The organism is Bacillus sp. TH19 (genome assembly GCF_016651075.1).
In the GTDB taxonomy this organism is placed as follows: domain Bacteria; phylum Bacillota; class Bacilli; order Bacillales; family Bacillaceae_G; genus Bacillus_A; species Bacillus_A mycoides.
Window position 1 is genome coordinate 1,545,694 of sequence record NZ_JAEKEO010000010.1, and the last position, 23,062, is coordinate 1,568,755.

Below are 23,062 nucleotides of genomic sequence, written 5' to 3' on the forward strand. Positions count from 1 at the left end.
GAAAGTGTAGCGAGAAAGAAGAAAGAAGTGAAATGATTGTGAAAGTAATACGAAGGTTAGGGGCATGGCTATTAATAGCGTGCGTGTTTATCATATTGATACCAAAAAGTGCATCTGCTCATGCGTATGTTGTGAAATCAAATCCTGCTGAAAATGAAACGTTAAAGAAAGCACCATCTGTTGTGAAAATTGAATTCGATGAGGACATACAAGTTTCAAGTTTTAATACATTGTTCGTAAGAGACACCTCAGGTAAAAGAGTAGATTTAAAAGATGCACATATTGATAAGAAAAACAAAAAAATATTAGAGGCTGGGTTAAAAGAGAATCTCAAAAATGGTCTTTACTCTATTCAGTGGAAAGCTATTTCAGCTGATGGACATCCGATTCAAGGAGTTATTCCATTCCGTATTGGATTAGCAGAAGCGGGAACAGATGATATACAAGTAGAAGAGATGGGCTATGTTCCGCAAATCGATATGATCATGGAACGTGGGGTTCTATATACAAGTTTCTCACTATTTTTAGGAGTTCTATTCTTTAATCTTATTATGTATAAAGGGAATGCAACCTCAGTTCAATCAAGGAGTAAGAGAATAATATGGATATCATTATTTGGGATATTTATTAGTTTACTATTCAATCTACCATTGCAGGCGAAAATAAATGCTGATGTTTCATGGTTAGAAGCATTCGATCCTTTATTATTAAAAGAAACATTACAGCTATCTGTTTTTGGTTATGTATGGATCACTCAAATGGCTCTTATTAGTACGCTTATAATTGTTACATATTTTGCAGTGAAGAGTGAGAGGCTTTCGTCGTTTAAAGTATGGAGCATTCCAATTGTATTATTTATGGGGTTACTGGTTATGAAAGCTTTCAATAGTCATGCATATGGATTAAAGTTTAAAGAAATTGCTGTCGTTATGGACTTTCTACATTTATTCGCAGCTTCGTTATGGATCGGGGGGCTATCATCGATTGTTCTTCTTTTACGTAAAGAGGATGACAAGTGGACTATGTATTGGGATGCGATTAAGCGTTTTTCGCCATGGGCAACAGGTGCTGTCATAGTGATTTTATTAACGGGTCTTTTTAACAGTACATTTTTTATTCCCACGATCCATTCCCTATTTGATACGAAGTATGGATTGGCCTTATTAGCAAAGATACTTTTATTCGTGTGTATGGGGATATTGGGAATTATTCATTATGTGAAAGGGAGAATGCGAGCGCAGCAAAGGTTAGGAGCCACGGTGAAAGTAGAGTTTATCATTGGAATTATCGTTTTCGTAATCGTAGCGTTTATGACAAATGTACAAACGCCGCCGATGCCTCCTACGGGACCTTTTACAGAGGGTAAACAATTAGATAATGGATATGAACTTACTTTACATGTAAGTCCTAATAAGGTAGGACAGAATACATTTCATATTACTTTGAAGGATGAGAATGGACAGCCTGTTACTGATATGGAACAAATTGTATTGACGACTCAATCTTTAGATATGAATATGGGCAAAGGTTCATTTAAAGTTTCGGCAGTGTCACCGGGAGAATATGAAGCGGAAGGTATGTATATTAACATGACAGGAAACTGGAATATACAAGTTCACGGATTAACAAAATCTCTTGATAGTTTCGATACGGATTATAAATTTATTGTAGGTGGCAGATAAAAAAGACGTTATAAATGAAAAGGAGTTTATAGAAAATGAAACGTATAAAAAAATTAGGAACAACAATGATCGCAACAATAATTGCAATGGGGATTTTTTCGTTACCTGTTAGTGCTCACGTAACTGTGAAACCAGCAACTTCTGACGTTGGCTCTTGGGAGACTTATACAATAAAGGTACCTGTTGAAAAGAATATGGCAACAACAAAAGTCACACTGAAAATACCGTCTGGAGTCGAGTTTCAACAGCACGAGCCAGTGCCAGGGTGGAAAGTGGAAGAACAAAAAGATGCAGCTGGAAAAGTTAAAACTGTAATATGGGAAGCAACTGGAGAAGGGATTTTACCTGGTCAGTTCCAACGATTTACTTTCGTTGCTAAAAATCCAGATAAAGAGCAACAAATAGCTTGGAATGCATATCAACAATATAAAGATGGAGAAATTGTTGAATGGACAGGCGATGAGAAAGCTGAAAAGCCCCATTCACTTACTACGATTGCAAAAGGTACATCATTAACAGGAGAACATGGTGAAGTATCTAGTGTGGAAAAAAATGAAGGTACAAGTAATATGCAAACAATAGCAATTGTTTTATCAGTTTTAGCAATTGTATCTTCCGTAGGTACGTGTGTTTTTGTAGTACGTCGTAAAAAGTAGGGAACATTGAAAGGTCTCATTGAAAGTAATGGGACCTTTGTTAATAAAATTTTGAGATTAAGCAGCTTCAAGTGGGATTAGAGCTACAAATACAACATGGTTTATTAAGATAAGGAACTCAATTGACTGTCATTACTTCTTCTGGTAGGTTATCATGCTTAAGCCAGTTTTCAATTAAAGTATTAAATAGTTTGGGATTTGCTAAAGGGATTCCATGACCGATTTTAGGAATGATAATACCTGTGCAAGTAGGATTGCTTTCAAGGATTGCAGTCATCGAGTCTTTCATGATTCTTTTTTCGTTTTCTCCAACAGTCACTAATATATTGCTACTAGCATTCTCGAAACCTTTTGGTATTGTAAACGACATATTTTCTTCTAATATCCTCACAAATGTATTTTTACTTATTTGACAACTTTCATGATAATAGTTATCAAATTGTGTTTCATCTATGTACATTGATTTTGCTTGTATTTTGGAAAACGTCTTACTCTTTATAAGTGGATAGGTTAAGCCAAGGGATCTTATTAATGTTTTAGCGAAAGGAATTAGTTTAACTAATGCGCTATTTATCATAGCGTATTGAATTAAGTTTGGTTTCATGCTGAGCATTGCAATTAATACTTGAGCACCTAACGAAAAACCGATTACTATAACAGTTTTACCTTGTCCTTTTTCTTCAACTAATTCAATGATTTTTTCAGCACTAAAGTGTATTGAAAAATGATCCTTACTACTATTTTCCCCTTGCTCGGGTAAATCAGGAACAAGGCAGTGAAAGTTAGTAAAATGTTTAATTTGTTTGTCCCACATCCATCCACTGACTCCGCCCCCATGAATAAAAACCATAAGTGGAGAGCTTGATTCTCCAAATTCCTTATACTGTAAAACCATATAATTCCCCCTTATGATTAGAATTGTTAGTCCATACATATGTATTAGAGATACTATTTTCTACTTAATTATCATCATACAATAAAAAAGGAAAATTTTCCTTTTGCTAAGATGTTAAGTGACTGTACTGATAAAATGGTAAAAAAGAAAGAGCCTACAAGTGGTAGACTCTTTCTCATATCTATTTATTTCACTTCAACTTGCTGCCTTACAGCAAGTGCTTTCGGCTTTATATTTACAAAACAAATGCTTACGATAATAAATAAAAGTCCGATGAATAAGCTAATTGTAATGGCCTCATGTAAGAAAATAGAGCTTACAATAATAGCGATCAGTGGGATAAGGAACGTATAAGCCCCAACTTTACTTGCCTCACCAGCTCCTACAAGTGTAAAGTAAGCGAGCCATCCCATTGCAATAACAAAGAACGAGATGAATAGTAGTACACTTACAAATGGTATACTCCAAGCGATGTTAGACCAGCTCTCAAATTCTGAACCAAATCCGATTAAGCAAAGTCCGCCAATAATAAGCTGAAGTGTTACCATCCAAATGGCATTAACGCGGTGTCCAGTTTTCTTAATAAATACTGTGCCGAGTGCCCAGCCGATAGCGCACCCTAAAGCAAGTAGTACACCGATAATAGAAATATGTCCAGTTAAACTACTAGAGCTAATAACCCCAACACCAATAAATCCAAGAATAAGTCCGAAAATTTTCAAGCCGTACATAGATTCTTCAAGCCAAATCCATGAGAAAATGCCGAGTAAGACAGGTTGGAGAAATACGATTGCGGAGAAGAGTCCGGCGGGCATATACTGAAGTCCGACAGTTTGTAGTCCGTAAAACAAAATAATATTGAGTAAAGATGAAATAAAGTATAAATGCCAAGTTTCCTTCAAATTTAATTGTTTGTATTTTGGTAATGCGAAAGTAAGTAAGATAAATCCTCCTATTAATGTTCTAATCCCTGCAAAGAGTACGGGTGGTGTGTAATGCAGAGCGAATTTTGATAACGGCCAATTAATTCCCCACATAATAACGAGAAATGTAAGGATTATGGCAGTCTTAGTTCGAGAAAGCTGTGTCACTGTAATCCCTCCTTGTTGTATTCCATTTCACTATGATATGATATCGACTATGATAAATAAAATGAATCTTTTTTATAAGGAGTATAAGTGATTAGTTATGACCATTACACAACTTCAAGTTTTAATTAAAACGGTTGAATTAGGGAGTTTTACGAAGGCTGCCGGGATGTTAAATATGACACAGCCAGCTGTAAGTCATGCGATTTCAAGCATTGAGTCAGAGTTAGGAGTTACCATTCTTATACGCGATAAACGAAAAGGGCTAATCGTTACGGATGTTGGAAATAGAATTCTTGTACATATTAGAGAAATCTTAAACGGCGTTGAGAAGATTGAACAAGAAGTAGCGATGGAGAAAGGGCACGAAGTTGGGACGATTCGAATTGGGAGTTTTCCGAGTGCTTCTGCACATTTCTTACCCAAAATGATAAATCTTTTTAAGGAGAAGTATCCGAACTTAGAAGTCGTTCTTTGTGAAGGCACGATTAAAGAAGTTGAAGATTGGTTAGTATCGAGGGTTGTTGATATAGGAATTGTTATTTTGCCTAATAAAGATATGGAGATCGTGCCCTTAACGAAGGGGAAAATGGTTGTTGTCTTAAGAGAGGATCACCCTCTTTGTAAGAACGATTCTATTACAATAGGTGATTTAGAGAATGAACCGATCATATTATGTAAGGGTGGGTACGAACCACCCATTATCGATATGTTTAAACAAGCGAACGTACCACTTCGGGCTGAATATATAATTTCCACAGTTACAACAGCTTTAAATATGATTCAAGAAGGATTAGGAATCGCAATTTTGGCTGAGTTATCTTTAACGAGTTTACCAAAGAATATACAAACGAGAGAATTGGAACCACAAGTATGGAGAGAAATTGCTTTAGCTGTTCCTTCATTAAAGGATTCTTCAATCGCTGTGCAGCTATTTATTGAAGAATTTCAAGACTTGTTTGCAGAATAAGAAGAGGTGTCTCATATATTGTAATGGGGCACTTTTTTATTTGCTTTAAAAAATTTGTAAAAAGGATTGACTTATACTCTAGTTGTAACTATAATGATTACATCGAGGTGGTAATCACAATGAAAATTAGTAGCCGCTTTTCTATAGCTGTTCATATTTTATCTATTTTGAAAAACAATCCATCTTCAGTTTGTACTTCGGACTATATGGCCGAAAGTGTAAATACAAATCCGGTAGTAATTCGAAAAATAACGTCTTACTTGAAACAAGCTGAGTTTGTATACGTCAAACGCGGTCCGGGTGGCGCGGGATTATTAAAGGATTTACATGAAATCACATTATTAGATGTGTATCATGCAGTGAATGTAGTGGAAGAAGACAAACTATTTCACATTCATGAAAAACCGAATCCAGACTGTCCAATTGGGGCGAATATTCAAGCTGTTTTAGAGGTTATTTTAGTTCAGGCGCAATCTGCGATGGAAGAAGTGTTGAGAAATATTACGATGGGGCAGTTATTTGAATCTTTACAACAAAAAATGAATGCATAATATGATAATTGCAAGTCTCTAAAAGAGAATGCATATTTTTTTCTTAAAATTGTAACTGTTTTGGTTACATCTAAAAATAAAAAGAAGGTAAGGTGTAAAAGATATGACTGTAAAAATGAAAGTATACTCAGATTTTATATGCCCGTTTTGCTTTTTAGCAAAAGGCCCATTAGATGAAGTAGCGAAAGAGAAAGATGTGGAAATCGAATGGATGCCATTTGAATTGCGTCCAAGTCCATATTCTAAAATAGATCCTTGGAACGAGCCAGATAAGTTAGGTTCATGGGATTCTTTCATTCTTCCTACTGCAAAAAAATTAGGGGTTGAAATGCGTCTGCCACGCGTTTCTCCGCATCCATATACACATTTAGCTTTTGAAGGGTGCCAATTCGCGAAAGAGCGTGGACTTGGAAATGAGTATCATCACCGAGTATTTACTGCGTTTTTCCAAGAAGAGCAAAACATTGAAGATATTGATGTATTAACGAAATTAGCGGTAGAAGTAGGGCTTCCTGAAGCTGAATTTAAAGATGCTTTAGTAAATCGTAAATATAAAGAAAAACATCAAGAAGCAATTCAGCATGCATATGATGAAGCAAATATTATGGCTGTTCCAACTGTCATGATTGGAGATGAAGTCATTCAAGGACTTGCTAGTAAAGAAACGTTACAAAGAGTAATTGATAAAGAAATCGAAAAGGATAAAACAAATTCATTTGAAGGTATGCATTGTAAGACGGATGGATATTGCTAATTCGTCTTGCATGAAAGAATCAAGTTGATTTGTTTAAATAAAAATAATAAAACATATATTTGGAGGAATTAAAATGTCAGCAACTACAACAAACTTAAAAGAAGCAATCGTGAACCGTCGTTCAATTCGTAAAGTAACAAAAAACGCTACAATTACAAAGGAAAGAATTGAAGAAGTATTAAAAACAGCTTTACATGCACCAACTTCTTTCAATATGCAAAGTGGCCGTATGGTCGTATTAATGGATGGAGAGCATGAAAAGTTTTGGGATATCGTAAAAGAAACGCTTAGATCACGCGTACCAGCAGAAAATTTTGAAGCAACAGTAGAAAGACTAAAAGGCTTCCATGCAGGTGTAGGAACAGTTCTATTCTTTGAAGATCAAGCAACAGTAGAAAAAATGCAAGAAAATGCACCATTGTATAAAGATCAGTTCCCATTCTGGTCTCATCAAGGAAATGCAATGCTACAACATACTGTATGGATGCTATTATCGGCTGAAGGAATTGGAGCGTCATTACAACATTACAATCCAATCGTAGATGCTGAAGTGAAAGCAACTTGGAACATTCCAGCAGAGTGGAGCTTAGTAGGACAAATGCCATTTGGTGAGCCAAATGAACAACCAGGGGAAAGAACATTCTTACCTACTGAAGATGTAGTGAAATTTTATTAAAAAATACAATTCAAAATCAAAATTAAAAAAGTTAGATAAATGAAAGGACAGTAGATAGTATATATACTATCTACTGTCCTTTCTTATTTAATATTCACACCCAATCGTGGAAGATCTTATTTAAGATAAGCATTACTGTGAGAACAATTTCTTTAATATTGATGACGTATAATTAAAAATCTATTATGTTTATTTTTTTGAAATTACAGTAAACATACCCGTCATGTTTGGTGAGTAATCTTTAAAATCATATTTTTCATAGAACGATTCTTTACCTTGTGATGCAAACAAACCGACAAATGCCTTATCAGGGGCATTCTGATTTAAGTATTCAACCAAAATATGCATGATTTCTTTCCCGATTCCATTTTTCTGATAATCTGGATGGACTACTATATCTTGAATATAGAAATAGATAGCCCCATCACCAACAATTCTCCCCATACCCACAATTTGTTCATTATCCTTGACTGTGATGCAGTGAACAGAATTCTTCAGTGATGTTTCCACCACTTCAAAATTCATATAATTAGTCCATCCCACAGACTCGCACAAATATTTGTACTCTTCCAATGTTGGAATGTTATTTTTAAACTCATATTTTTTCAAAATTTATCCTCCAAGTCCTCAAATTCAACAAGTATAATAAATTCGACATTTTTCTATCTATTCCTCTTACGCAACAGAACTCCTTTTAGTTATTGAATTTAGTGTAGTTTCCTTATTTGTATTTGTGTTAATTTATAAGAGTTTAGGGAAGAAATATAAGAAATAATCCGGTGAGAAAGGAAGTAGAAAAATGAATGATGAGAAAAAATATACAGTGGTAGGTACTGATGTTGATGAAGTGAAACGTTTAAATAAAAATTCAGGATTAACATATAATCAGGTGAAGGAATTGTTAGCAAAGCAAATGCAAAAAAAAAGTAATTAGATTGAAATCTTTCATTTTTTCATTTAGCATTTTGATTGGAGAGAGTTAAGTAAAAGGTAACTCTCTTTTTCATATAAATGAGCAACTTTTAGAGTGGAGGAAGCAACATGAAAAAATGGGTAAAGATAACGTTGTCTATCGCCGGAGGTATTGTTCTATTGGCGTGTGCCGGAGGATATTACGTGTATAAAAATTATTTTCCAAAGGAACCTGAGCGTATTGTATATGATAAAGACAGAGTGTTAAAACCGATACATAATCAGCTTAAAGGGATCGACATAGATAATATAAAGATAAAAGAAAAAGAAGTTGTAAATGCGACTGTGGATGAGCTTCAAAAAATGGTTGATGATGGGGAATTATCATATGAAGAATTAACGAGTATTTATCTTTTTAGAATACAAGAACATGATCAAAGTGGAATATCATTAAATGCTGTTACAGAGATTAATCCTAATGCGATGGAAGTAGCACGAAAGTTAGATAAAGAGAGAGCGTTAAAGAAGAAATCGAACTTATATGGCATTCCTGTCATTGTAAAAGATAATATACAAACGGAAAAAGTGATGCCGACAAGCGCAGGAACTTATGTATTAAAAGATTGGATTGCAGATGAAGATGCGACGATCGTGAAGAAGTTGAAAGAAGAAGGTGCTTTTGTTTTAGGAAAAGCGAATATGTCTGAATGGGCAAATTATTTATCTTTTACAATGCCAAGTGGATATAGTGGGAAGAAAGGACAAAATTTAAATCCATACGGTCCGATTAAGTTTGATACATCGGGATCAAGTTCTGGATCTGCTACAGTAGTTGCAGCAGATTTTGCACCGCTTGCGATTGGCACAGAAACGACTGGATCAATTGTAGCACCAGCATCTCAGCAATCAGTAGTTGGATTACGTCCATCTTTAGGTATGATTAGTAGAACTGGAATTATTCCGTTAGCTGAAACGCTTGATACTGCAGGACCTATGGCAAGAACGGTAAAAGACGCGGCAACGTTATTTAATACAATGGTAAGTTATGATGAAAAAGATGCTATGACAGAAAAAATGAAAGATAGAGATAGAATAAATTATACGAATGATTTATCGATAGATGGATTAAAAGGGAAAAAGATAGGGATTCTTTTTTCTGTAGATCAACAAGATGAAAATAGAAAAGCAGTAGCAGAAAAGATTAGAAAAGACATTCAAGATGCAGGTGCGATATTGACTGATGATATTCAGTTAAACAGCGAGGGTGTAGATAATCTGCAAACATTAGAATATGAGTTCAAGCATAATGTTAACGACTATCTTTCGAAGCAAAAAAACGTGCCTGTAAAATCGTTAGAAGAGATTATAGCGTTTAATAAAAAAGATAGTAAAAGACGAATGAAATATGGACAAACATTAATTGAGGGCTCTGAAAAATCTGCTATAACGAAAGGTGAGTTTGAAAAAGTAGTTCAAACGAGTCAAGAAAATGCAAGAAAAGAGCTAGATAGGTATTTAGTAGAAAAAGGTTTGGATGCTCTTGTGATGATTAATAACGATGAAGTTCTTCTATCAGCTGTGGCTGGTTATCCAGAATTAGCAGTGCCGGCAGGGCATGATTCTGATGGGCAGCCGGTAGGCGTAGTGTTTGTTGGGAAACAGTTTGGTGAAAAAGAACTTTTTAATATTGGATATGCGTATGAACAGCAATCTAAAAATAGAAGATCTCCTAAAATATAGAGTTGATAAAGTAGTTTTTAGAAAAGTATTAGATGAAAAATCCGACATTTAAAAAGAAAAAAAGGATTCTTCCCAATTAGTAAGAAAGATTGTCTATAGAAGTTCATAAAATGTAATATATTCAATTTCCATCCATTGAAGGGGGAGGTTAATTTTTAATGAATGAAGTGAAAAATTTCTTTCGAAGTAGAGGGTTTCAACGGTTTCTCGTTTTAATAATATTAGTGCTTGTATTATATGGATTAAAAAGTATGATTAATTTAATATTAATTACGTTTATTCTCACGTTTTTGATGGATCGATTTCAAAAGTTTATTTCAAAAAAATTGAAAGTAAATAGGAAAGTGGTTATTGCTTGTTTATATATTGTATTAGTGACGTTTATTGTAACTACATTATATAAATATTTACCTGTGCTAACGATACAAATTTCACAATTAATTTATCAATTTAAATTGTTTTTTCAACATCCACCTGATAATGAGATGATTAGATACGTACTTTCAGCAATTAATGAAATGGAAGTATCAAAATATATTGAACAAGGTGTGGATGTCATTTATCAATCAATAGCAAACATAGGAAAGGTAAGTTTGCAAATACTATTGTCTCTTATTCTAAGCTTATTTTTCTTATTGGAAAAAGAGCGAATTATTTCATTCACGTCTAAATTTAAAGATAGTAAATTAAAAATTTTTTATGAGGAGATTGCATATTTCGGTGAAAGGTTTGCAAGATCGTTCGGAAAAGTGATTGAAGCACAGTTTTTAATTGCGGTTGTAAATTGTGTGCTCACTGTAATTGCACTTGTCATTTTAGGATTTCCACAGCTTCTTGTATTGGCTGTCATGGTCTTTCTACTCGGTTTGATTCCAGTTGCTGGTGTTATCATTTCCTTGTTTCCACTTTGTATCATTGCCTATAACGTCGGCGGGGTTGTGTATGTTGTTTACATACTAGTGTTCATTACAGTAATCCACGCTCTTGAAAGTTATTTATTAAATCCAAAATTTATGTCTGCAAAAACGAATTTACCTGTTTTTTATACATTTATGATTCTTATCTTTTCAGAGCATTTCCTCGGAATATGGGGGCTTATTATTGGGATTCCAATCTTTATCTTTTTATTAGATGTACTTGATGTAAATAATGATGAACCGATTAAAGATAATAAGTGATAGAAAATGACCGATGTTTTCTCTTGATGAAAACATCGGTCATTTATTATTTTTTCTTTGGAGGAGGTAGTTTAATGAAGGTATTTGCAATTAAAGCTATAATAACAGCAGCAAAAATAAAGACTGCAATTACACTAACTCCCATACCTGCCCATCCTCCTACAAGGAAGATACTTATCGGTATTGCTAACAAGCTTAAAATAATTAGAATCAATCCGAGATTCTTATCATATTTTTTAGTTGGAAATAGCGTTCTGATGATTAAGAAGAGGAAAAGTATTAAGGATGCTACAGCTAGCAAGAGGATTGCAATCGTCAAAGAATCATTCATGAAATCACCCCTTTTTATAGATAATATTACCGTTTAAATTGAGGGGGAACTATAAAAATATAAAAAAGCAATCCAATATAAATCGGATTGCTTTTTTGATTGAAAAATATGATTAAAGAACAGGAGCCATTGTTTCTTTCAACACTTGAACAGAGTGATCGAATTTTAATTCTTCCTCTTCACTTAGTTCAACTTCTAAAATTTCACGAACACCGCCGCGGTTTAAAACAGCAGGTACGCCGATATAAACATCTTGTTGGCCGTATTGACCTTCAAGATATGCTGATACAGTTAATACGCTGTTTTCATTGCTTAAGATTGCTTTCGTAACACGTAAAAGTGACATGCCGATGCCGTAGTATGTAGCACCTTTTCGTTCAATAATGTGATAAGCTGCATCACGAACGTTTACGAAAATATCATCTAAATCTTTTTGGTTATATGTGTTGTCTTTTTCAAGAAGCGTTTGTAGTTTTTGAATACCAATTGATACGTGACTCCACACCGGAAGTTCTGTATCACCATGCTCTCCGATAATATAAGCGTGAATGTTATGAGGTCCAATATCGAAGTACTCACCTAACATATAGCGGAAACGAGCAGAATCAAGAGTTGTACCAGAACCGATTACGCGTTCTTTCGGTAATCCAGATTCTTTCCAAGTTACGTAAGTTAAAATATCTACAGGGTTTGTTGCGATTAAGAAGATACCGTCAAAGCCGCTATCCATAATGCTACGAACAATTTGCTTGAAAATTTTAGCGTTTTTCTCAACTAAATCTAAACGTGTTTCACCTGGCTTTTGTGGCAATCCAGCTGTAATTACAACAAGATCTGCGTCTTTACAATCTTCATAACTACCTTTCCAAACTTTTGTTGGAGCTGGTGCGAAAGGAACGGCATGGCTTAAGTCCATTGCTTCTCCTTCAGCTTTTGCTTCATTTACATCCACTAAAACAAATTCTTCAGCTACAGCTTGGTTAATCATGCAGTAAGCATAACTACACCCAACTGCTCCTGTTCCTACTAATACAACACGGTTAATACCTTTTTTCATTTCAAAATTCCTCGCTATTTCATAAATTTTATTATGTAAGATAATACGTCTTACTTCTATAGTTTCATATCTATTTTATTACATTTTATAAAAGATATTCAAGTGATTGAAAATGTATCCACTCAATTACTTGAATGAAACATAGGAATCCTGTTAAACGAATATAATTCAGTAAAATCCTTCGTAAAAGGGGAATTGGCATGGGGAATCCATTATCGATGGAACAAATGCTTCAAATTGTTCATGAAGGGCTTGCCAAAACGAATAACCCCAAACGGATTACAGTTGCCGGTGCAGGGATATCTGGATTAGTTGCAGCATCTTTATTAAAAGAGGCTGGGCATGAGGTAACGATTATAGAAGCGAATAACAGAATAGGTGGCAGGGTGTATACGATTCGGGAACCATTTAGTGCAGGATTATATTTTAACGCAGGTCCTATGCGTATTCCGGATACTCATGATTTAACTTTAGCCTACATTCATAAATTTAAACTACCGTTAAACCTTTTTATTAATAAAACTTCTTCAGATATAATTTATACGAATAACAAAAGAACGAGATTGGATGTGTTTGAAAAGGATCCAAGTGTACTTGGATATCCAGTTTTAGATAAAGAAAGAGGGAAAACAGCAGAAGGGTTAATGTTAGGGGTATTGGAACCGATACTTAATTATATTAAGAAAGATCCGGATAAAAACTGGATTATTGTTGAAAAAAATTATAAAACATATTCGCTCGGTTCATTTTTAACCGAGTATTATTCAGATGGGGCAATAGATATGATCGGAGTACTTCTTGATATGGAAGCATACATGGGAATGTCTTTAATTGAAGTATTACGCGAAATGATCTTTTTCACTTCAACGACGAAATATTATGAGATAACGGGCGGGATGGATGCATTACCAAATTCATTTTTACCAGAGCTAAAGGATAATATTTTTATGCCGTATAAAGTAGAAAAAATTATACAGGAAGATAATAAAGTAATGATGCAAGTAACACATGAACAAACGTTAAATTCATTTATAGTAACTGGTGACATCGCTATTGTCACAATTCCATTTTCAGCTTTGCGATTTGTAGAAGTTCAGCCATATCATTTATTCTCTTATTATAAAAGGCGGGCAATTCGTGAATTAAATTATATTGCTTCAACTAAAATTGCGATAGAGTTTAAAAGTAGATTTTGGGAAAGAGCAGGACAATATGGTGGTAAGTCAATTACAGATTTACCTATCCGCTTTACATATTATCCGAGCTACGGCATTCATACACCAGGGGCGGCTATCGTTTTAGTGAGTTATACGTGGGCAGATGAGGCGTTAACGTGGGATAGTCTCTCAAATAGAGAACGTATTCGTTATGCGTTGAAAAATTTAGCGCAAATATATGGAAATGTGGTTTATAGTGAGTATGTTGCGGGAGAATCTTTTAGCTGGAGTCAAAATCCGTATTCTTGCGGAGCATTTACAGCTTTTGAACCAGGGCAAGAGCTTGAATTGTTTCCATATATTACGCCGCCAGCGGGTAGAGTGCACTTTGCAGGAGAACATACGACATTAACACATGGATGGATGCAAGGAGCAATCGAGTCTGGAATTAGAGTTGCTCATGAAGTGAATGGAAAATGAAACGATAATCTAGCAGTTTTGTTTACAAATAGGTATTCTTTTAATAAAATGATAAATATAAATCGTAATAATTACGCTTTGAAGAAATTTGAAGTAGAGAAATGGATGGTCGGTCGAATGAGTAAAGTAGAAATTCATATATTAGGTGGTTTTTTAGGTAGCGGAAAATCAACATTGCTGCAAAATTTATTATTAGCAGAAAAGAAGAAAAATCGAAAAGTTGCAGTTTTGATGAATGAAATCGGTGAATACTCGGTAGATACAGATATTATTGGAAAAGAGAATGTGTTAAGGGAACTGCTGAAAGGATGTATTTGTTGTACGTTAAAAGAAGAGCTTGAAATTCAATTACATTCTTTATATCAACAAGAAAGACCAGATGTAATTTATATAGAAACAACAGGTGTCGCACATCCAATTGAAGTGTTAGATGCATGTGTATCACCAATTTTAGCTCCTTTCCTTGAAGTGAAATCTATAGTAGTCGTATTAGATGCAGTAAGATGGTTAAACCGAAGTATATTAAGTGCAAATGTACAACAGCTATTACATGAGCAAATGAAATATGGAAGTCATATTCTTATTAATAAATCAGATTTATTAACAGATTCGGATAAGAACAAAGTACTTGAAGACGTAAAGGCAATAAATAATCATGCGAAATTGTTTGAAACAAAGTATTGTAATATATCTTTAAAAGATATAGAAGAAGCTGAATTTGTGAGAGATGGAGAACATGAGACACTACATGTCAAACAGCATTTACATATACAAACGATGACGTATCAATTTACGAAATCGATTGATCAAGATAAATTATACGAATGGCTTTCGAATTTACCAGATAGTATTTATCGCGTAAAAGGATTTGTGAAATTCCATGGAGATAAATATCCGCATCTATTCCAATATTCGTTCGGCGTACCAACTTTACTGGAGCAAGACTTCGGTTTCCCGACAAACTTAGTAGTAATAGGAGAAGGGATAGATAAGAAACAATTGGCTGAAGGGTTAGAGAAAGTTGAAAATAATTAATCAGTTTTTCTAATCGTTTTTTTTAGGTAAGCTGCAAATAATTGACTTAATGAATTAAGTCAATTATTTGCAGCTTTTTGCGTGACGAATACTGTAATGAAACAGTAATTTCATTTGAACAACGGAATATATATTGATTGTATGTCTGTTTCCATTTAATAGGAAGGTGATTATAGATTTGTGCCGAATGTAGAGGTTACTACAAGAGTTTACCATTACCAATTTTAAAGTCATGATTACGGACAGGGGAATTTGGCGTGTTTGATTCTATCAGAAAGTAAAGTATGGAGAGGATCACAATGTCGATGAAAAAACGTAAATGGCTAAGGACGGTGGTTACTGGTTGTGTTTTAGGGTCGTTATTAGTAACAGCAGCTTGTTCAGGAAAGAAGACAAGTACAGAAGATGAAAAAACGATTAAGATAGGGGTTCTTGCTTCGTTAACAGGTCCACTAGAATCATATGGAAAACAAACGGTAAATGGATTTGAATTAGGGTTAGACTATGCAACTGGTGGAACAGGGAAAGTAGAAGGAAAGAAGATTAAGTTTGTTGTAGAAGATACAGAAACGAAAGCAGATGTAGCGGTTAAGAAAGCTACGAAGTTATTAGAAGAAGAGAAAGTTGATTTTTTAGTCGGATCATCTAGTTCAAGTGATACATTAGCAGTTTTACCACTAGCTGAAGAATACGAAAAAATTATGGTTGTAGAACCGGCAGTTGCTGATAGTATTACCGGGAAGAACTGGAATAAATATATTTTTAGAACAGGAAGAAACTCTTCGCAAGATGCGATTGCTGGAGCTGCCTCAATTGCTAAAAAAGATGTAAAGATTGCGACGTTTGCTCCAGATAATGCTTTCGGTCGTGAAGGAATTGCAGCATTTAAAGCGGGAGCGAAGAAATTAGGTGCGAATATTGTAAACGAGCAATACGCGGATACGAATTCAACTGATTTTACTGCGAATATTCAAAATATTATTAGCTCAAAACCAGATTATTTATTTATCGTTTGGGCAGGTGCGAATTCACCATGGAAACAGTTGAAAGATATGAATGTGGAAGCGCAAGGTATTAAAATTTCTACTGGTGCACCGGATATACCAGCATTAAAAACGATGGATGCGCTAATAGGGATGCAAGGGTTTTCTGTTTATTATCACTCACTTCCTAAAAATAAGGTGAATGATTGGTTAGTAGAAGAACATAAAAAACGTTTTAATGGTGCTGTTCCAGATCTGTTCACAGCAGGAGGAATGTCAGCAGCAATTTCTATCGTCGAAGCTTTAAAGAAAACGAAGGGCGATACAGATGTAGATACACTTATTAAGAAAATGGAAGGAATGGAATTTGAGACACCGAAAGGAAAGATGAAATTCAGAGAGAAGGATCATCAAGCATTACAAACTCTTTATTCTATAACGCTGAAAAAGCAAGAGGGTGTTGATTATCCAGTACCAGTGTTAGAGAGAGAATTAACAATGAAAGAAACAGAACCGTCTGTTCAAAATAAATAAACTGAATTTTCTGTTGTTTTTTGTATAAAGAGGGGATACCCTCTTTATACTTATTTCTTTCATAACATGGCTTTCAGTGGGAGGGATTTCATGACACATTTGTTAGAGACGAAAAATCTTTGTGTATCTTTTGGGGATCATCATGTTATTAAGGATGTTAATTTAACGGTACAAAAAGGAAAGCTCATTTCAATTATTGGACCGAATGGTGCTGGAAAGACAACACTATTCAATTTACTAAGTGGGCAAATTTCTCCGACGAAAGGTGAAGTTTATTTTAAAGGACAGGATATTACAAAATTATCAATTTCAGATCGAACGCGCTTAGGAATTGGTCGTTCTTTTCAGTTGACAAATATTTTTCCAGAGCTAACAGTACTTGAAAATGTGCGTCTAAGTGTTCAATCATTCGTTCAAGATTATTACAGTTTCTTTCCGAATGCAGCCAAGTTAAAGCAGCAAACTGGAGAAGCGAGACGTCTTTTGAAGACAGTACTCCTTCACGAGAAAAGGGACGTATTAGCTAAAGACTTAGCTCACGGAGAAAAAAGAAAGTTAGAGCTTGCTATGTTATTAGCATTAAAAACGGATGTATTGCTACTAGATGAGCCGACAGCAGGTATTTCTGTTGAGGAAGTTCCGGCTATATTACAAGTAATCGAAAATATTAAAAAGAATCCAGAGAGCACAATCGTACTTATCGAACACAAAATGGATATGGTGCTAGATTTATCAGATCATCTTATCGTTTTATTTCATGGGGAGTTATTGGCTGAAGGATTGCCGGAAGAAATGATGAAAGACGAGCGAGTACAAAGTGCTTATTTAGGGGGAGTATATAGTGGCACTACTACAAGTGAATAATATAGAGACGTATTTAGATCAGTTTCATATTTTACAAGGGGTATCTCTTACTGTTGAGAAAGGAACGATTACTGTACTGTTTGGAAGAAATGGGGCAGGGAAGACTACGACATTACGTTCGGTTATGGGATTTCACCATATCGCGCATGGTGAAATTTATTATGATAGTACACAAGTAAATGGATTATCTACACATTTAATTTCAAGGAAAGGAATAGGGTATGTACCAGAAAATCAAGGTATTTTTCACGACCTGACAGTAGAAGAAACATTCGCTCTTGCTAGTGGGAAGGGAGAAGAAGCGGAAGAAAAAATAGACTGGATGCTTGAATTATTTCCAGATTTAAAGCAATTTTGGCACAAAAAAAGCGGACTCTTAAGCGGAGGGCAAAAGCAAATGCTAGCAATTTCAAGAGCATTTATTAATAGTGATGGTTTATTACTTATTGATGAGCCGAGTAAAGGCTTGTCGCCCATTATGATAGAAAAATTAATGATAGCCATTTTGAAAATGAAGGAAAAAACGACTGTTTTACTTGTTGAACAAAATTTTATGATGGCTAGTCAAATCGGTGATTATTTTTACATTATGGATAATGGGCGCATTGTGCATAAAGGTTTCATGGAGGAACTGCGAGAGGATAAGGAAACATGTCATAAATATTTAGGTATTTCTTAACATTGATACGGGGGGATAGAACGTGGATGTGCTAATTAACTTATTTGTAAATGGCGTTTCGACAGGGATGCTTATTTTTTTATTAGCGTCTGGTCTATCACTTATTTTCGGTTTAATGAGCGTACTAAATTTTGCGCATGGCGGTTTGTTTGCATGGGGAGCATTTACAGGCGTTTGGTTATTTAATATGACAGATAGTTATTTATTAGCGCTAATTGGGGCAGTCGCTATGGGTGTGTTCCTCGGTTTCATTTTAGAAAGATTTCTTATTAGACCAGTGTATGGAAACCATGTGCGGCAGCTTCTCGTGACACTCGGAGGAATGCTCGTTCTTAGCGAGTGCATCAAAATATTTTGGGGTCCTAATCCAATTGCTGCAAAATTACCGTTATGGCTTCAAGGAAGTTTTACATTTGGAGGAGTTATCTTAATAAAATATCGCCTATTCGTTATTTTAGTTGGGATACTAATTTACATCGCTTTACTATTGCTGCTGAAAAAAACAAAGATAGGACTTATGATTCGCGCTGGTGTAATGGATAAAGAGATGGTTCAAGCTCTCGGAATTAACGTAAAAGCGATATTCTCGTTTGTTTTTTTATTAGGAGCAGGGATGGCGGCGTTAGGTGGTTTTCTACTAGCACCATATTCAGGAGTTATTTTTGCTGAGATGGGTATGCAGTACGCAATTTTAGCTTTTATAGTAGTTATTATTGGCGGATTAGGTAGCGTACAAGGTTCAGCGCTAGCATCTTTAATTGTCGGATTAGCTGGTGCTTTTACAGCATATTTTATACCGGATTTATCACTTGCAATTAATATGTTAATGTTACTATTTTTCTTAATAGTGAAGCCAACGGGACTTGTTGGTGAAAAGGGGTGAAATGGTGAACAGCACATCGAATCGAATTAAAGTATACTTCGGAGTATTTATGCTCATTTGTTTAAGTGTATTTCCATTCGTAAATGATTCACGGAGCTTGTTAATTTTGTTCACTCAAATCTTCATCTTTGCTATTTTCGCTATGAGTTTTGATGTTCTCCTTGGATATACAGGTATTGTTTCATTCGGTCATTGTATGTTCTTTGGTATAGGGGCGTATGGGGTAGCACTTTTATTTGATCGACAAGGGGTGTCTATCACAAACTTTTTTATAGGAATAGCAGCCGCAATTATTGTATCAGCCATCGTTAGTTATATAATCGGTTTGCTTTCTTTACGGCTGAAAAGTCATTTTTATGCAATGTTAACGCTCGCTATTTCCCAGCTGTTTTTTGTACTTGCTGAAAAATGGCGTTCACTGACTCATGGAGGAGATGGATTTACATTTCGTGTACCAGATATATTCCGTGATCGTTTTACATTTTATTATATAACATTTATATGTCTAATCAGTATTTTCATTTTGTTACGTCTTTTCACAAAATCTTCAATTGGGAAAGTGTTAAAGGCGATTTCACAAAATGAACAACGAGTTGAAGCACTTGGCTATAAAGTTCTTCATTATAAAATTATTGCTAGTGTTGTTGCAGGAGTAGTTGCAGCGATTAGCGGTGGTTTATTTGTTATCACTTTACGCTTTGTTAATACAACTGTATTTTCAATTGAAATGACATTAAATGCATTATTGATGACAATGATTGGGGGAGTTGGAACTTTAATCGGAGCAATCGCTGGAGCTGGGATTATTGAATCATTGAAATATTATTTATCCGAATTAGCGACGGAATATCCGATTTTTGAACGATGGACGATCATTCTTGGTTTATTATACATTATCGTGCTACTAGTTTTTCCGAAAGGGTTAGTTGGAACAGTTAAGAAGTTGAAGAATTTTAAAAGAAGTAAGAAGGAGAAGAGTACAGGGGTGGAACAGAACGTGTGAAATAAGTCTTCAAGATGAACAGGGATGTCCTAGTAGTTAAACATATTAACTAGGTAACATCCCTTTTTATTTTATTAAGCCGTACGATAGTATATGAAGTTATATTAGCGATCCGAAAAGGGATATCTATTTACCCGTAAAATACGACAAGTGTAGCCTCTTTATTAATTAAATAGTTCACCTGGAATCACTTTATCTAAGTCTCGAGTTGTAAAGAAGTTAATAGGTAGTTTTTCAACCGCGACATTTTCAACTGGAACTAATTTATCATTTCTAATCGGTAAAAAAGCTATCCCATTTCCCTCAACGATAAACTCTTCAATAAGCGAATAAGAATCTAACTGTTGAAGTTGATGCTGAGATAGATTGTGTTCTTTTAGAAATTGTATTGTCATATTTCTAAAAGGGCACTTTTTATCGTTACTAACAAAGAAAAGTTCTTTTGAAAAGTCAATGTTACACTGTTCTTTCGCTTTTAATAAGCCTACAGAAATTGAAGTGGTGAATACTTTTTTAAACGCTGCGTTGGGATAATCCTCATAAGTTATGACCATATCAACTTTTTGTTGCTGTAGTAGTTTTTGCAAATGACTACTACTTTCTATGTATATTTGATAATTCCTGAAATTTTCTTTAATACGCATACTTAAATAATTAGTCAAAATAGATTGTGACGTCGCTATTACATAAGAAGAAGCACTTGTTTTAATTTCATCTTTCGCTTCTTCTAAAAGAGCTAATATTTTATTCGTGTAGTCTAATAAAATGTCACCAGAAGGTAACAGGGAGACACCTTTGTTATCTCTATGTAGTAAAGGTGTTTCTAATTCTTGTTCTAATTTTTTGATTCGCTCAGTTACATTTGGTTGTACATAGCCTAGCTCTTTAGCAGCTTTACTAATAGATCCTTCGTTAGCTACAGTTTTAAATATGATAAGATCATTTATTTCCATTCATTTCAGCCCCTTATAAGGTATCATTATAAATGATATCAAACATAATTTATACCTATTTTACGTCAGCCGATCATCGGTTTATCATTATGTATATAAGATCGAAAGTGAGTGATAAACATGATTGGTATGCAATATAAGGTCATTTTGCCAAAAGATTATGATATGGGGACTATTAGAGCAAGGGTGAAAAAGAATGGTTATAAAACGGATGGTTTTCAAGGGTTGAATTTTAAGGCTTATTTAATTGCTGAGGCAGGTAAGGATGGGGATTTCCATAATTGTTATGCACCTTTATATATTTGGAATGGTCATGAAGGGATGAATAAATTTATCTTTGAAGGGTATTACGATAATATTTTGCAATCGTTTGGGTGGCAACAAATAAATATAGGTGTTCCATTAGTTGTTAATTTAAGTAATGATTTTAGAAAAAGTAGATATGCTGTTGAATATGCAGGGAGTATTTCTCAAAGTAAATCGCTGATTGGGACGCAATTAAATAAAGTAAATGAAAATGTGCAAAACATAGAAAAATGTTTAGGAAATGTAATAGTTTATAATCCGGATAAGTGGGGATATAGTCAATTCAGTTTTTATAAGGAAAAGCCTGAAATAGATGTAATGGACGATGTTACTATTTATGAGATTTTACATATTTCACGAGGATATGTTGTTGAATGCTAAATTAAGAAAAAGGAATGAAAATCTATGCCTTTTGTGAACGTTTATTATCATGAAGATATATTAAATAAAGAAGAGTTGAACAAGATAGGTGAATGTATCCATCTTTCATTAATTGAACATTTTAACATCCCTGAAAATGATTATTTTCAAATATTTTTACCTTATCAACAAAATCAATTTTTGTATAATCCATATTATTTGTTGGAAAGAGGAGAAATGAGAACTGAGAATATGATTCATGTTTCTATTACATGTGGACCTGGAAGAACAGTGCAACAGAAAAAAGGTTTGTATCAATCTATATCCTTTGAAATTTCAGCATGTTCTAATGTGAAAGTTACTGACATTTTTATTACATTACATGAGACAGCTGCTGAAAACTGGTCATTTGGTCAAGGGATGGCACAATTGGTAAAAATGAAGGGAGCAAAATGATGAATGAACCAATTGAATTCTATATTCCAAAGAAAATGAGAGAAGTAGCACCTGTATTTTCTCATTATAGTGAAGAGATATTATTTGAGGAAGTGTGGCGGGATGCCGCTTTAACATTAAGAGAAAGAAGCTTATGTACATTGTCGGCACTAATCAGTCTTGGTAATACAGAACAATTACCATTTCATCTGAATCTAGCTAAACAAAATGGGATAATGGAGAATGAATTAGTTGCATTAATAACACATATGGCTTTTTACGTTGGTTGGCCAAAAGCTGTGGCAGCTTTAAATATAGCAATGAATGAAATGGAAAGTTAAGAATAATGATTTTGGGAGGTGTTTTTAACATATTTCTACTTGCATTACTATCACTTGAGTGGTAAAGTGATAGTAAGATCAACGCTAGGAAGTGATGAAACATGCGTGAAAATACGATAGGATCGTTAATATGGCTACGTTTAATACGATTTACGAACCAAAGTAATCAAATGTCAAATGAGTTTTTAAAACGTTTTGATTTAACAACAGCCCAATTTGATGTGCTTTTGCAAATACGGACTTATCAGCCATTAACACAAATGGAGTTAGCAGAAAAGGTTACCGTTACACAAGGCGGTATTTCTCGAATGTTAACACGTCTTGAAAAAGAAGGATATATTATACGAAAACAAGATTGGAAAACGAAAACAATTAGTCTTACAGAGCAAGGGGAAGCGGCTTTAGAAAGAGCATTGCCAGAGCAACTTGCATTTCAATCATCATTTTTTGATGATGTATTAAATGAAGAAGAGCAGAAAATACTATACGAGTTGATGTCAAAAGTTCATAAGCATAGTGAAAAAAAAGAATTACCGAATGAGTAATTTTTTTTACCCAA

Annotated in this window: 26 protein-coding genes; 20 read left to right on the top strand and 6 right to left on the bottom strand. The window is 34.5% G+C overall.

All coding sequences use genetic code 11. The features are described 5' to 3' along the window. The first annotated feature begins 32 nt into the window (after window positions 1–32). On the top strand, window positions 33–1,682 hold the full coding sequence (locus JFU54_RS25545) for a copper resistance CopC/CopD family protein (protein ID WP_002086219.1): 1,650 nt from the start codon (window positions 33–35) through the stop codon (window positions 1,680–1,682). A gap of 35 nt (window positions 1,683–1,717) precedes the next feature. Next, window positions 1,718–2,338, top strand: a complete 621-nt coding sequence (locus JFU54_RS25550; RefSeq protein ID WP_012260758.1) for a YcnI family copper-binding membrane protein — start codon at window positions 1,718–1,720, stop codon at window positions 2,336–2,338. Window positions 2,339–2,456: 118 nt separating this feature from the next. Here the strand turns inward: JFU54_RS25550 and JFU54_RS25555 are convergent, their stop codons facing one another. Beyond that, complete coding sequence (locus JFU54_RS25555) at window positions 2,457–3,233, bottom strand: alpha/beta fold hydrolase (RefSeq protein ID WP_201066870.1); 777 nt, start codon at window positions 3,231–3,233, stop codon at window positions 2,457–2,459. Between the two features lie 185 nt (window positions 3,234–3,418). Beyond that, window positions 3,419–4,324, bottom strand: coding sequence for a DMT family transporter (locus JFU54_RS25560; protein ID WP_002086216.1), 906 nt, complete (start codon window positions 4,322–4,324; stop codon window positions 3,419–3,421). Between the two features lie 97 nt (window positions 4,325–4,421). On the opposite strand from JFU54_RS25560, the gene JFU54_RS25565 reads away from it, so the two are divergent. The 4 genes from JFU54_RS25565 (at window position 4,422) to JFU54_RS25580 (ending at window position 7,272) form a co-directional block, all read left to right on the top strand. After that, window positions 4,422–5,291, top strand: a complete 870-nt coding sequence (locus JFU54_RS25565) for a LysR family transcriptional regulator (RefSeq protein ID WP_002012297.1) — start codon at window positions 4,422–4,424, stop codon at window positions 5,289–5,291. 119 nt (window positions 5,292–5,410) lie between these two features. Further along, window positions 5,411–5,842 carry an Rrf2 family transcriptional regulator gene (locus JFU54_RS25570; RefSeq protein ID WP_002012300.1) on the top strand — a complete coding sequence of 144 codons (432 nt, stop codon included), beginning with the start codon at window positions 5,411–5,413 and terminating at the stop codon, window positions 5,840–5,842. Window positions 5,843–5,945: 103 nt separating this feature from the next. Then, complete coding sequence (locus JFU54_RS25575) at window positions 5,946–6,596, top strand: DsbA family oxidoreductase (protein ID WP_201066872.1); 651 nt, start codon at window positions 5,946–5,948, stop codon at window positions 6,594–6,596. 73 nt (window positions 6,597–6,669) lie between these two features. Further along, window positions 6,670–7,272, top strand: a complete 603-nt coding sequence (locus JFU54_RS25580) for a nitroreductase family protein (RefSeq protein ID WP_002135720.1) — start codon at window positions 6,670–6,672, stop codon at window positions 7,270–7,272. Window positions 7,273–7,461: 189 nt separating this feature from the next. Here JFU54_RS25580 and JFU54_RS25585 read toward each other — a convergent pair whose 3' ends face one another. Continuing rightward, window positions 7,462–7,881, bottom strand: a complete 420-nt coding sequence (locus JFU54_RS25585) for a GNAT family N-acetyltransferase (protein ID WP_002126872.1) — start codon at window positions 7,879–7,881, stop codon at window positions 7,462–7,464. 190 nt (window positions 7,882–8,071) lie between these two features. Here JFU54_RS25585 and JFU54_RS30130 point away from each other — a divergent pair, with 190 nt between their 5' ends. From JFU54_RS30130 to JFU54_RS25595, 3 genes are all read left to right on the top strand, one after another. Further along, the gene (locus tag JFU54_RS30130) at window positions 8,072–8,206 is read left to right on the top strand and encodes a hypothetical protein (protein WP_002012306.1); all 135 of its coding nucleotides are present in this window, start codon (window positions 8,072–8,074) and stop codon (window positions 8,204–8,206) included. 107 nt (window positions 8,207–8,313) lie between these two features. Beyond that, entirely contained in the window at window positions 8,314–9,924 is a 1,611-nt protein-coding gene (locus tag JFU54_RS25590; RefSeq protein WP_201066875.1) for an amidase family protein, read from the top strand. Between the two features lie 158 nt (window positions 9,925–10,082). Continuing rightward, a complete protein-coding gene (locus JFU54_RS25595) occupies window positions 10,083–11,102 on the top strand; it encodes an AI-2E family transporter (RefSeq protein WP_033730335.1) in 1,020 nt (339 codons plus the stop codon). Window positions 11,103–11,148: 46 nt separating this feature from the next. Here JFU54_RS25595 and JFU54_RS25600 read toward each other — a convergent pair whose 3' ends face one another. Continuing rightward, a complete protein-coding gene (locus JFU54_RS25600; RefSeq protein ID WP_002086206.1) occupies window positions 11,149–11,433 on the bottom strand; it encodes a YesK family protein in 285 nt (94 codons plus the stop codon). Between the two features lie 112 nt (window positions 11,434–11,545). Continuing rightward, a complete protein-coding gene (locus JFU54_RS25605; RefSeq protein WP_002012312.1) occupies window positions 11,546–12,490 on the bottom strand; it encodes an L-lactate dehydrogenase in 945 nt (314 codons plus the stop codon). 200 nt (window positions 12,491–12,690) lie between these two features. Here JFU54_RS25605 and JFU54_RS25610 point away from each other — a divergent pair, with 200 nt between their 5' ends. The 7 genes from JFU54_RS25610 (at window position 12,691) to JFU54_RS25640 (ending at window position 20,108) form a co-directional block, all read left to right on the top strand. Then, window positions 12,691–14,127, top strand: a complete 1,437-nt coding sequence (locus JFU54_RS25610; protein ID WP_201066877.1) for a flavin monoamine oxidase family protein — start codon at window positions 12,691–12,693, stop codon at window positions 14,125–14,127. 117 nt (window positions 14,128–14,244) lie between these two features. Further along, window positions 14,245–15,162: a CobW family GTP-binding protein gene (locus JFU54_RS25615; protein WP_201066878.1), complete on the top strand. Its 918-nt coding sequence runs from the start codon at window positions 14,245–14,247 to the stop codon at window positions 15,160–15,162. Window positions 15,163–15,461: 299 nt separating this feature from the next. After that, window positions 15,462–16,679 carry a substrate-binding domain-containing protein gene (locus JFU54_RS25620; protein WP_201066880.1) on the top strand — a complete coding sequence of 406 codons (1,218 nt, stop codon included), beginning with the start codon at window positions 15,462–15,464 and terminating at the stop codon, window positions 16,677–16,679. Window positions 16,680–16,769: 90 nt separating this feature from the next. Beyond that, entirely contained in the window at window positions 16,770–17,543 is a 774-nt protein-coding gene (locus JFU54_RS25625; protein WP_201066882.1) for an ABC transporter ATP-binding protein, read from the top strand. Then, window positions 17,521–18,222 (top strand): branched-chain amino acid ABC transporter ATP-binding protein, encoded by a 702-nt coding sequence (locus JFU54_RS25630; RefSeq protein ID WP_201066884.1) that lies wholly within the window; start codon window positions 17,521–17,523, stop codon window positions 18,220–18,222. Before JFU54_RS25625 ends, JFU54_RS25630 begins: the two co-directional genes overlap by 23 nt. Window positions 18,223–18,244: 22 nt before the next feature. Beyond that, window positions 18,245–19,105: a branched-chain amino acid ABC transporter permease gene (locus JFU54_RS25635; protein WP_201066886.1), complete on the top strand. Its 861-nt coding sequence runs from the start codon at window positions 18,245–18,247 to the stop codon at window positions 19,103–19,105. Between the two features lie 49 nt (window positions 19,106–19,154). Next, a complete protein-coding gene (locus tag JFU54_RS25640) occupies window positions 19,155–20,108 on the top strand; it encodes a branched-chain amino acid ABC transporter permease (protein WP_002126891.1) in 954 nt (317 codons plus the stop codon). Window positions 20,109–20,272: 164 nt separating this feature from the next. Here the strand turns inward: JFU54_RS25640 and JFU54_RS25645 are convergent, their stop codons facing one another. Further along, window positions 20,273–21,061 carry a LysR family transcriptional regulator gene (locus tag JFU54_RS25645; protein WP_201066888.1) on the bottom strand — a complete coding sequence of 263 codons (789 nt, stop codon included), beginning with the start codon at window positions 21,059–21,061 and terminating at the stop codon, window positions 20,273–20,275. A gap of 120 nt (window positions 21,062–21,181) precedes the next feature. On the opposite strand from JFU54_RS25645, the gene JFU54_RS25650 reads away from it, so the two are divergent. The 4 genes from JFU54_RS25650 (at window position 21,182) to JFU54_RS25665 (ending at window position 23,048) form a co-directional block, all read left to right on the top strand. Continuing rightward, a complete protein-coding gene (locus JFU54_RS25650; RefSeq protein WP_002064888.1) occupies window positions 21,182–21,748 on the top strand; it encodes a DUF4865 family protein in 567 nt (188 codons plus the stop codon). A 24-nt stretch (window positions 21,749–21,772) separates the two neighbouring features. Then, entirely contained in the window at window positions 21,773–22,183 is a 411-nt protein-coding gene (locus JFU54_RS25655; protein WP_201066890.1) for a tautomerase family protein, read from the top strand. Beyond that, window positions 22,180–22,503, top strand: coding sequence for a carboxymuconolactone decarboxylase family protein (locus JFU54_RS25660; protein ID WP_242489451.1), 324 nt, complete (start codon window positions 22,180–22,182; stop codon window positions 22,501–22,503). The genes JFU54_RS25655 and JFU54_RS25660 overlap by 4 nt, the downstream gene beginning before the upstream one ends. Before the next feature lie 101 nt (window positions 22,504–22,604). Next, window positions 22,605–23,048, top strand: coding sequence for a MarR family winged helix-turn-helix transcriptional regulator (locus tag JFU54_RS25665; protein ID WP_002012331.1), 444 nt, complete (start codon window positions 22,605–22,607; stop codon window positions 23,046–23,048). Window positions 23,049–23,062 lie beyond the last annotated feature (14 nt).

Coding starts and splice junctions, on each gene's coding strand:
- JFU54_RS25545 (WP_002086219.1), top strand. CDS start 33: ATGATTGTGAAAGTAATACGAAGGTTAGGGGCATGGCTATTAATAGCG.
- JFU54_RS25550 (WP_012260758.1), top strand. CDS start 1,718: ATGAAACGTATAAAAAAATTAGGAACAACAATGATCGCAACAATAATT.
- JFU54_RS25555 (WP_201066870.1), bottom strand. CDS start 3,233: ATGGTTTTACAGTATAAGGAATTTGGAGAATCAAGCTCTCCACTTATG.
- JFU54_RS25565 (WP_002012297.1), top strand. CDS start 4,422: ATGACCATTACACAACTTCAAGTTTTAATTAAAACGGTTGAATTAGGG.
- JFU54_RS25570 (WP_002012300.1), top strand. CDS start 5,411: ATGAAAATTAGTAGCCGCTTTTCTATAGCTGTTCATATTTTATCTATT.
- JFU54_RS25575 (WP_201066872.1), top strand. CDS start 5,946: ATGACTGTAAAAATGAAAGTATACTCAGATTTTATATGCCCGTTTTGC.
- JFU54_RS25580 (WP_002135720.1), top strand. CDS start 6,670: ATGTCAGCAACTACAACAAACTTAAAAGAAGCAATCGTGAACCGTCGT.
- JFU54_RS30130 (WP_002012306.1), top strand. CDS start 8,072: ATGAATGATGAGAAAAAATATACAGTGGTAGGTACTGATGTTGATGAA.
- JFU54_RS25590 (WP_201066875.1), top strand. CDS start 8,314: ATGAAAAAATGGGTAAAGATAACGTTGTCTATCGCCGGAGGTATTGTT.
- JFU54_RS25595 (WP_033730335.1), top strand. CDS start 10,083: ATGAATGAAGTGAAAAATTTCTTTCGAAGTAGAGGGTTTCAACGGTTT.
- JFU54_RS25600 (WP_002086206.1), bottom strand. CDS start 11,433: ATGAATGATTCTTTGACGATTGCAATCCTCTTGCTAGCTGTAGCATCC.
- JFU54_RS25605 (WP_002012312.1), bottom strand. CDS start 12,490: ATGAAAAAAGGTATTAACCGTGTTGTATTAGTAGGAACAGGAGCAGTT.
- JFU54_RS25610 (WP_201066877.1), top strand. CDS start 12,691: ATGGGGAATCCATTATCGATGGAACAAATGCTTCAAATTGTTCATGAA.
- JFU54_RS25615 (WP_201066878.1), top strand. CDS start 14,245: ATGAGTAAAGTAGAAATTCATATATTAGGTGGTTTTTTAGGTAGCGGA.
- JFU54_RS25620 (WP_201066880.1), top strand. CDS start 15,462: ATGTCGATGAAAAAACGTAAATGGCTAAGGACGGTGGTTACTGGTTGT.
- JFU54_RS25625 (WP_201066882.1), top strand. CDS start 16,770: ATGACACATTTGTTAGAGACGAAAAATCTTTGTGTATCTTTTGGGGAT.
- JFU54_RS25640 (WP_002126891.1), top strand. CDS start 19,155: ATGCTCATTTGTTTAAGTGTATTTCCATTCGTAAATGATTCACGGAGC.
- JFU54_RS25645 (WP_201066888.1), bottom strand. CDS start 21,061: ATGGAAATAAATGATCTTATCATATTTAAAACTGTAGCTAACGAAGGA.
- JFU54_RS25650 (WP_002064888.1), top strand. CDS start 21,182: ATGATTGGTATGCAATATAAGGTCATTTTGCCAAAAGATTATGATATG.
- JFU54_RS25655 (WP_201066890.1), top strand. CDS start 21,773: ATGCCTTTTGTGAACGTTTATTATCATGAAGATATATTAAATAAAGAA.
- JFU54_RS25660 (WP_242489451.1), top strand. CDS start 22,180: ATGATGAATGAACCAATTGAATTCTATATTCCAAAGAAAATGAGAGAA.
- JFU54_RS25665 (WP_002012331.1), top strand. CDS start 22,605: ATGCGTGAAAATACGATAGGATCGTTAATATGGCTACGTTTAATACGA.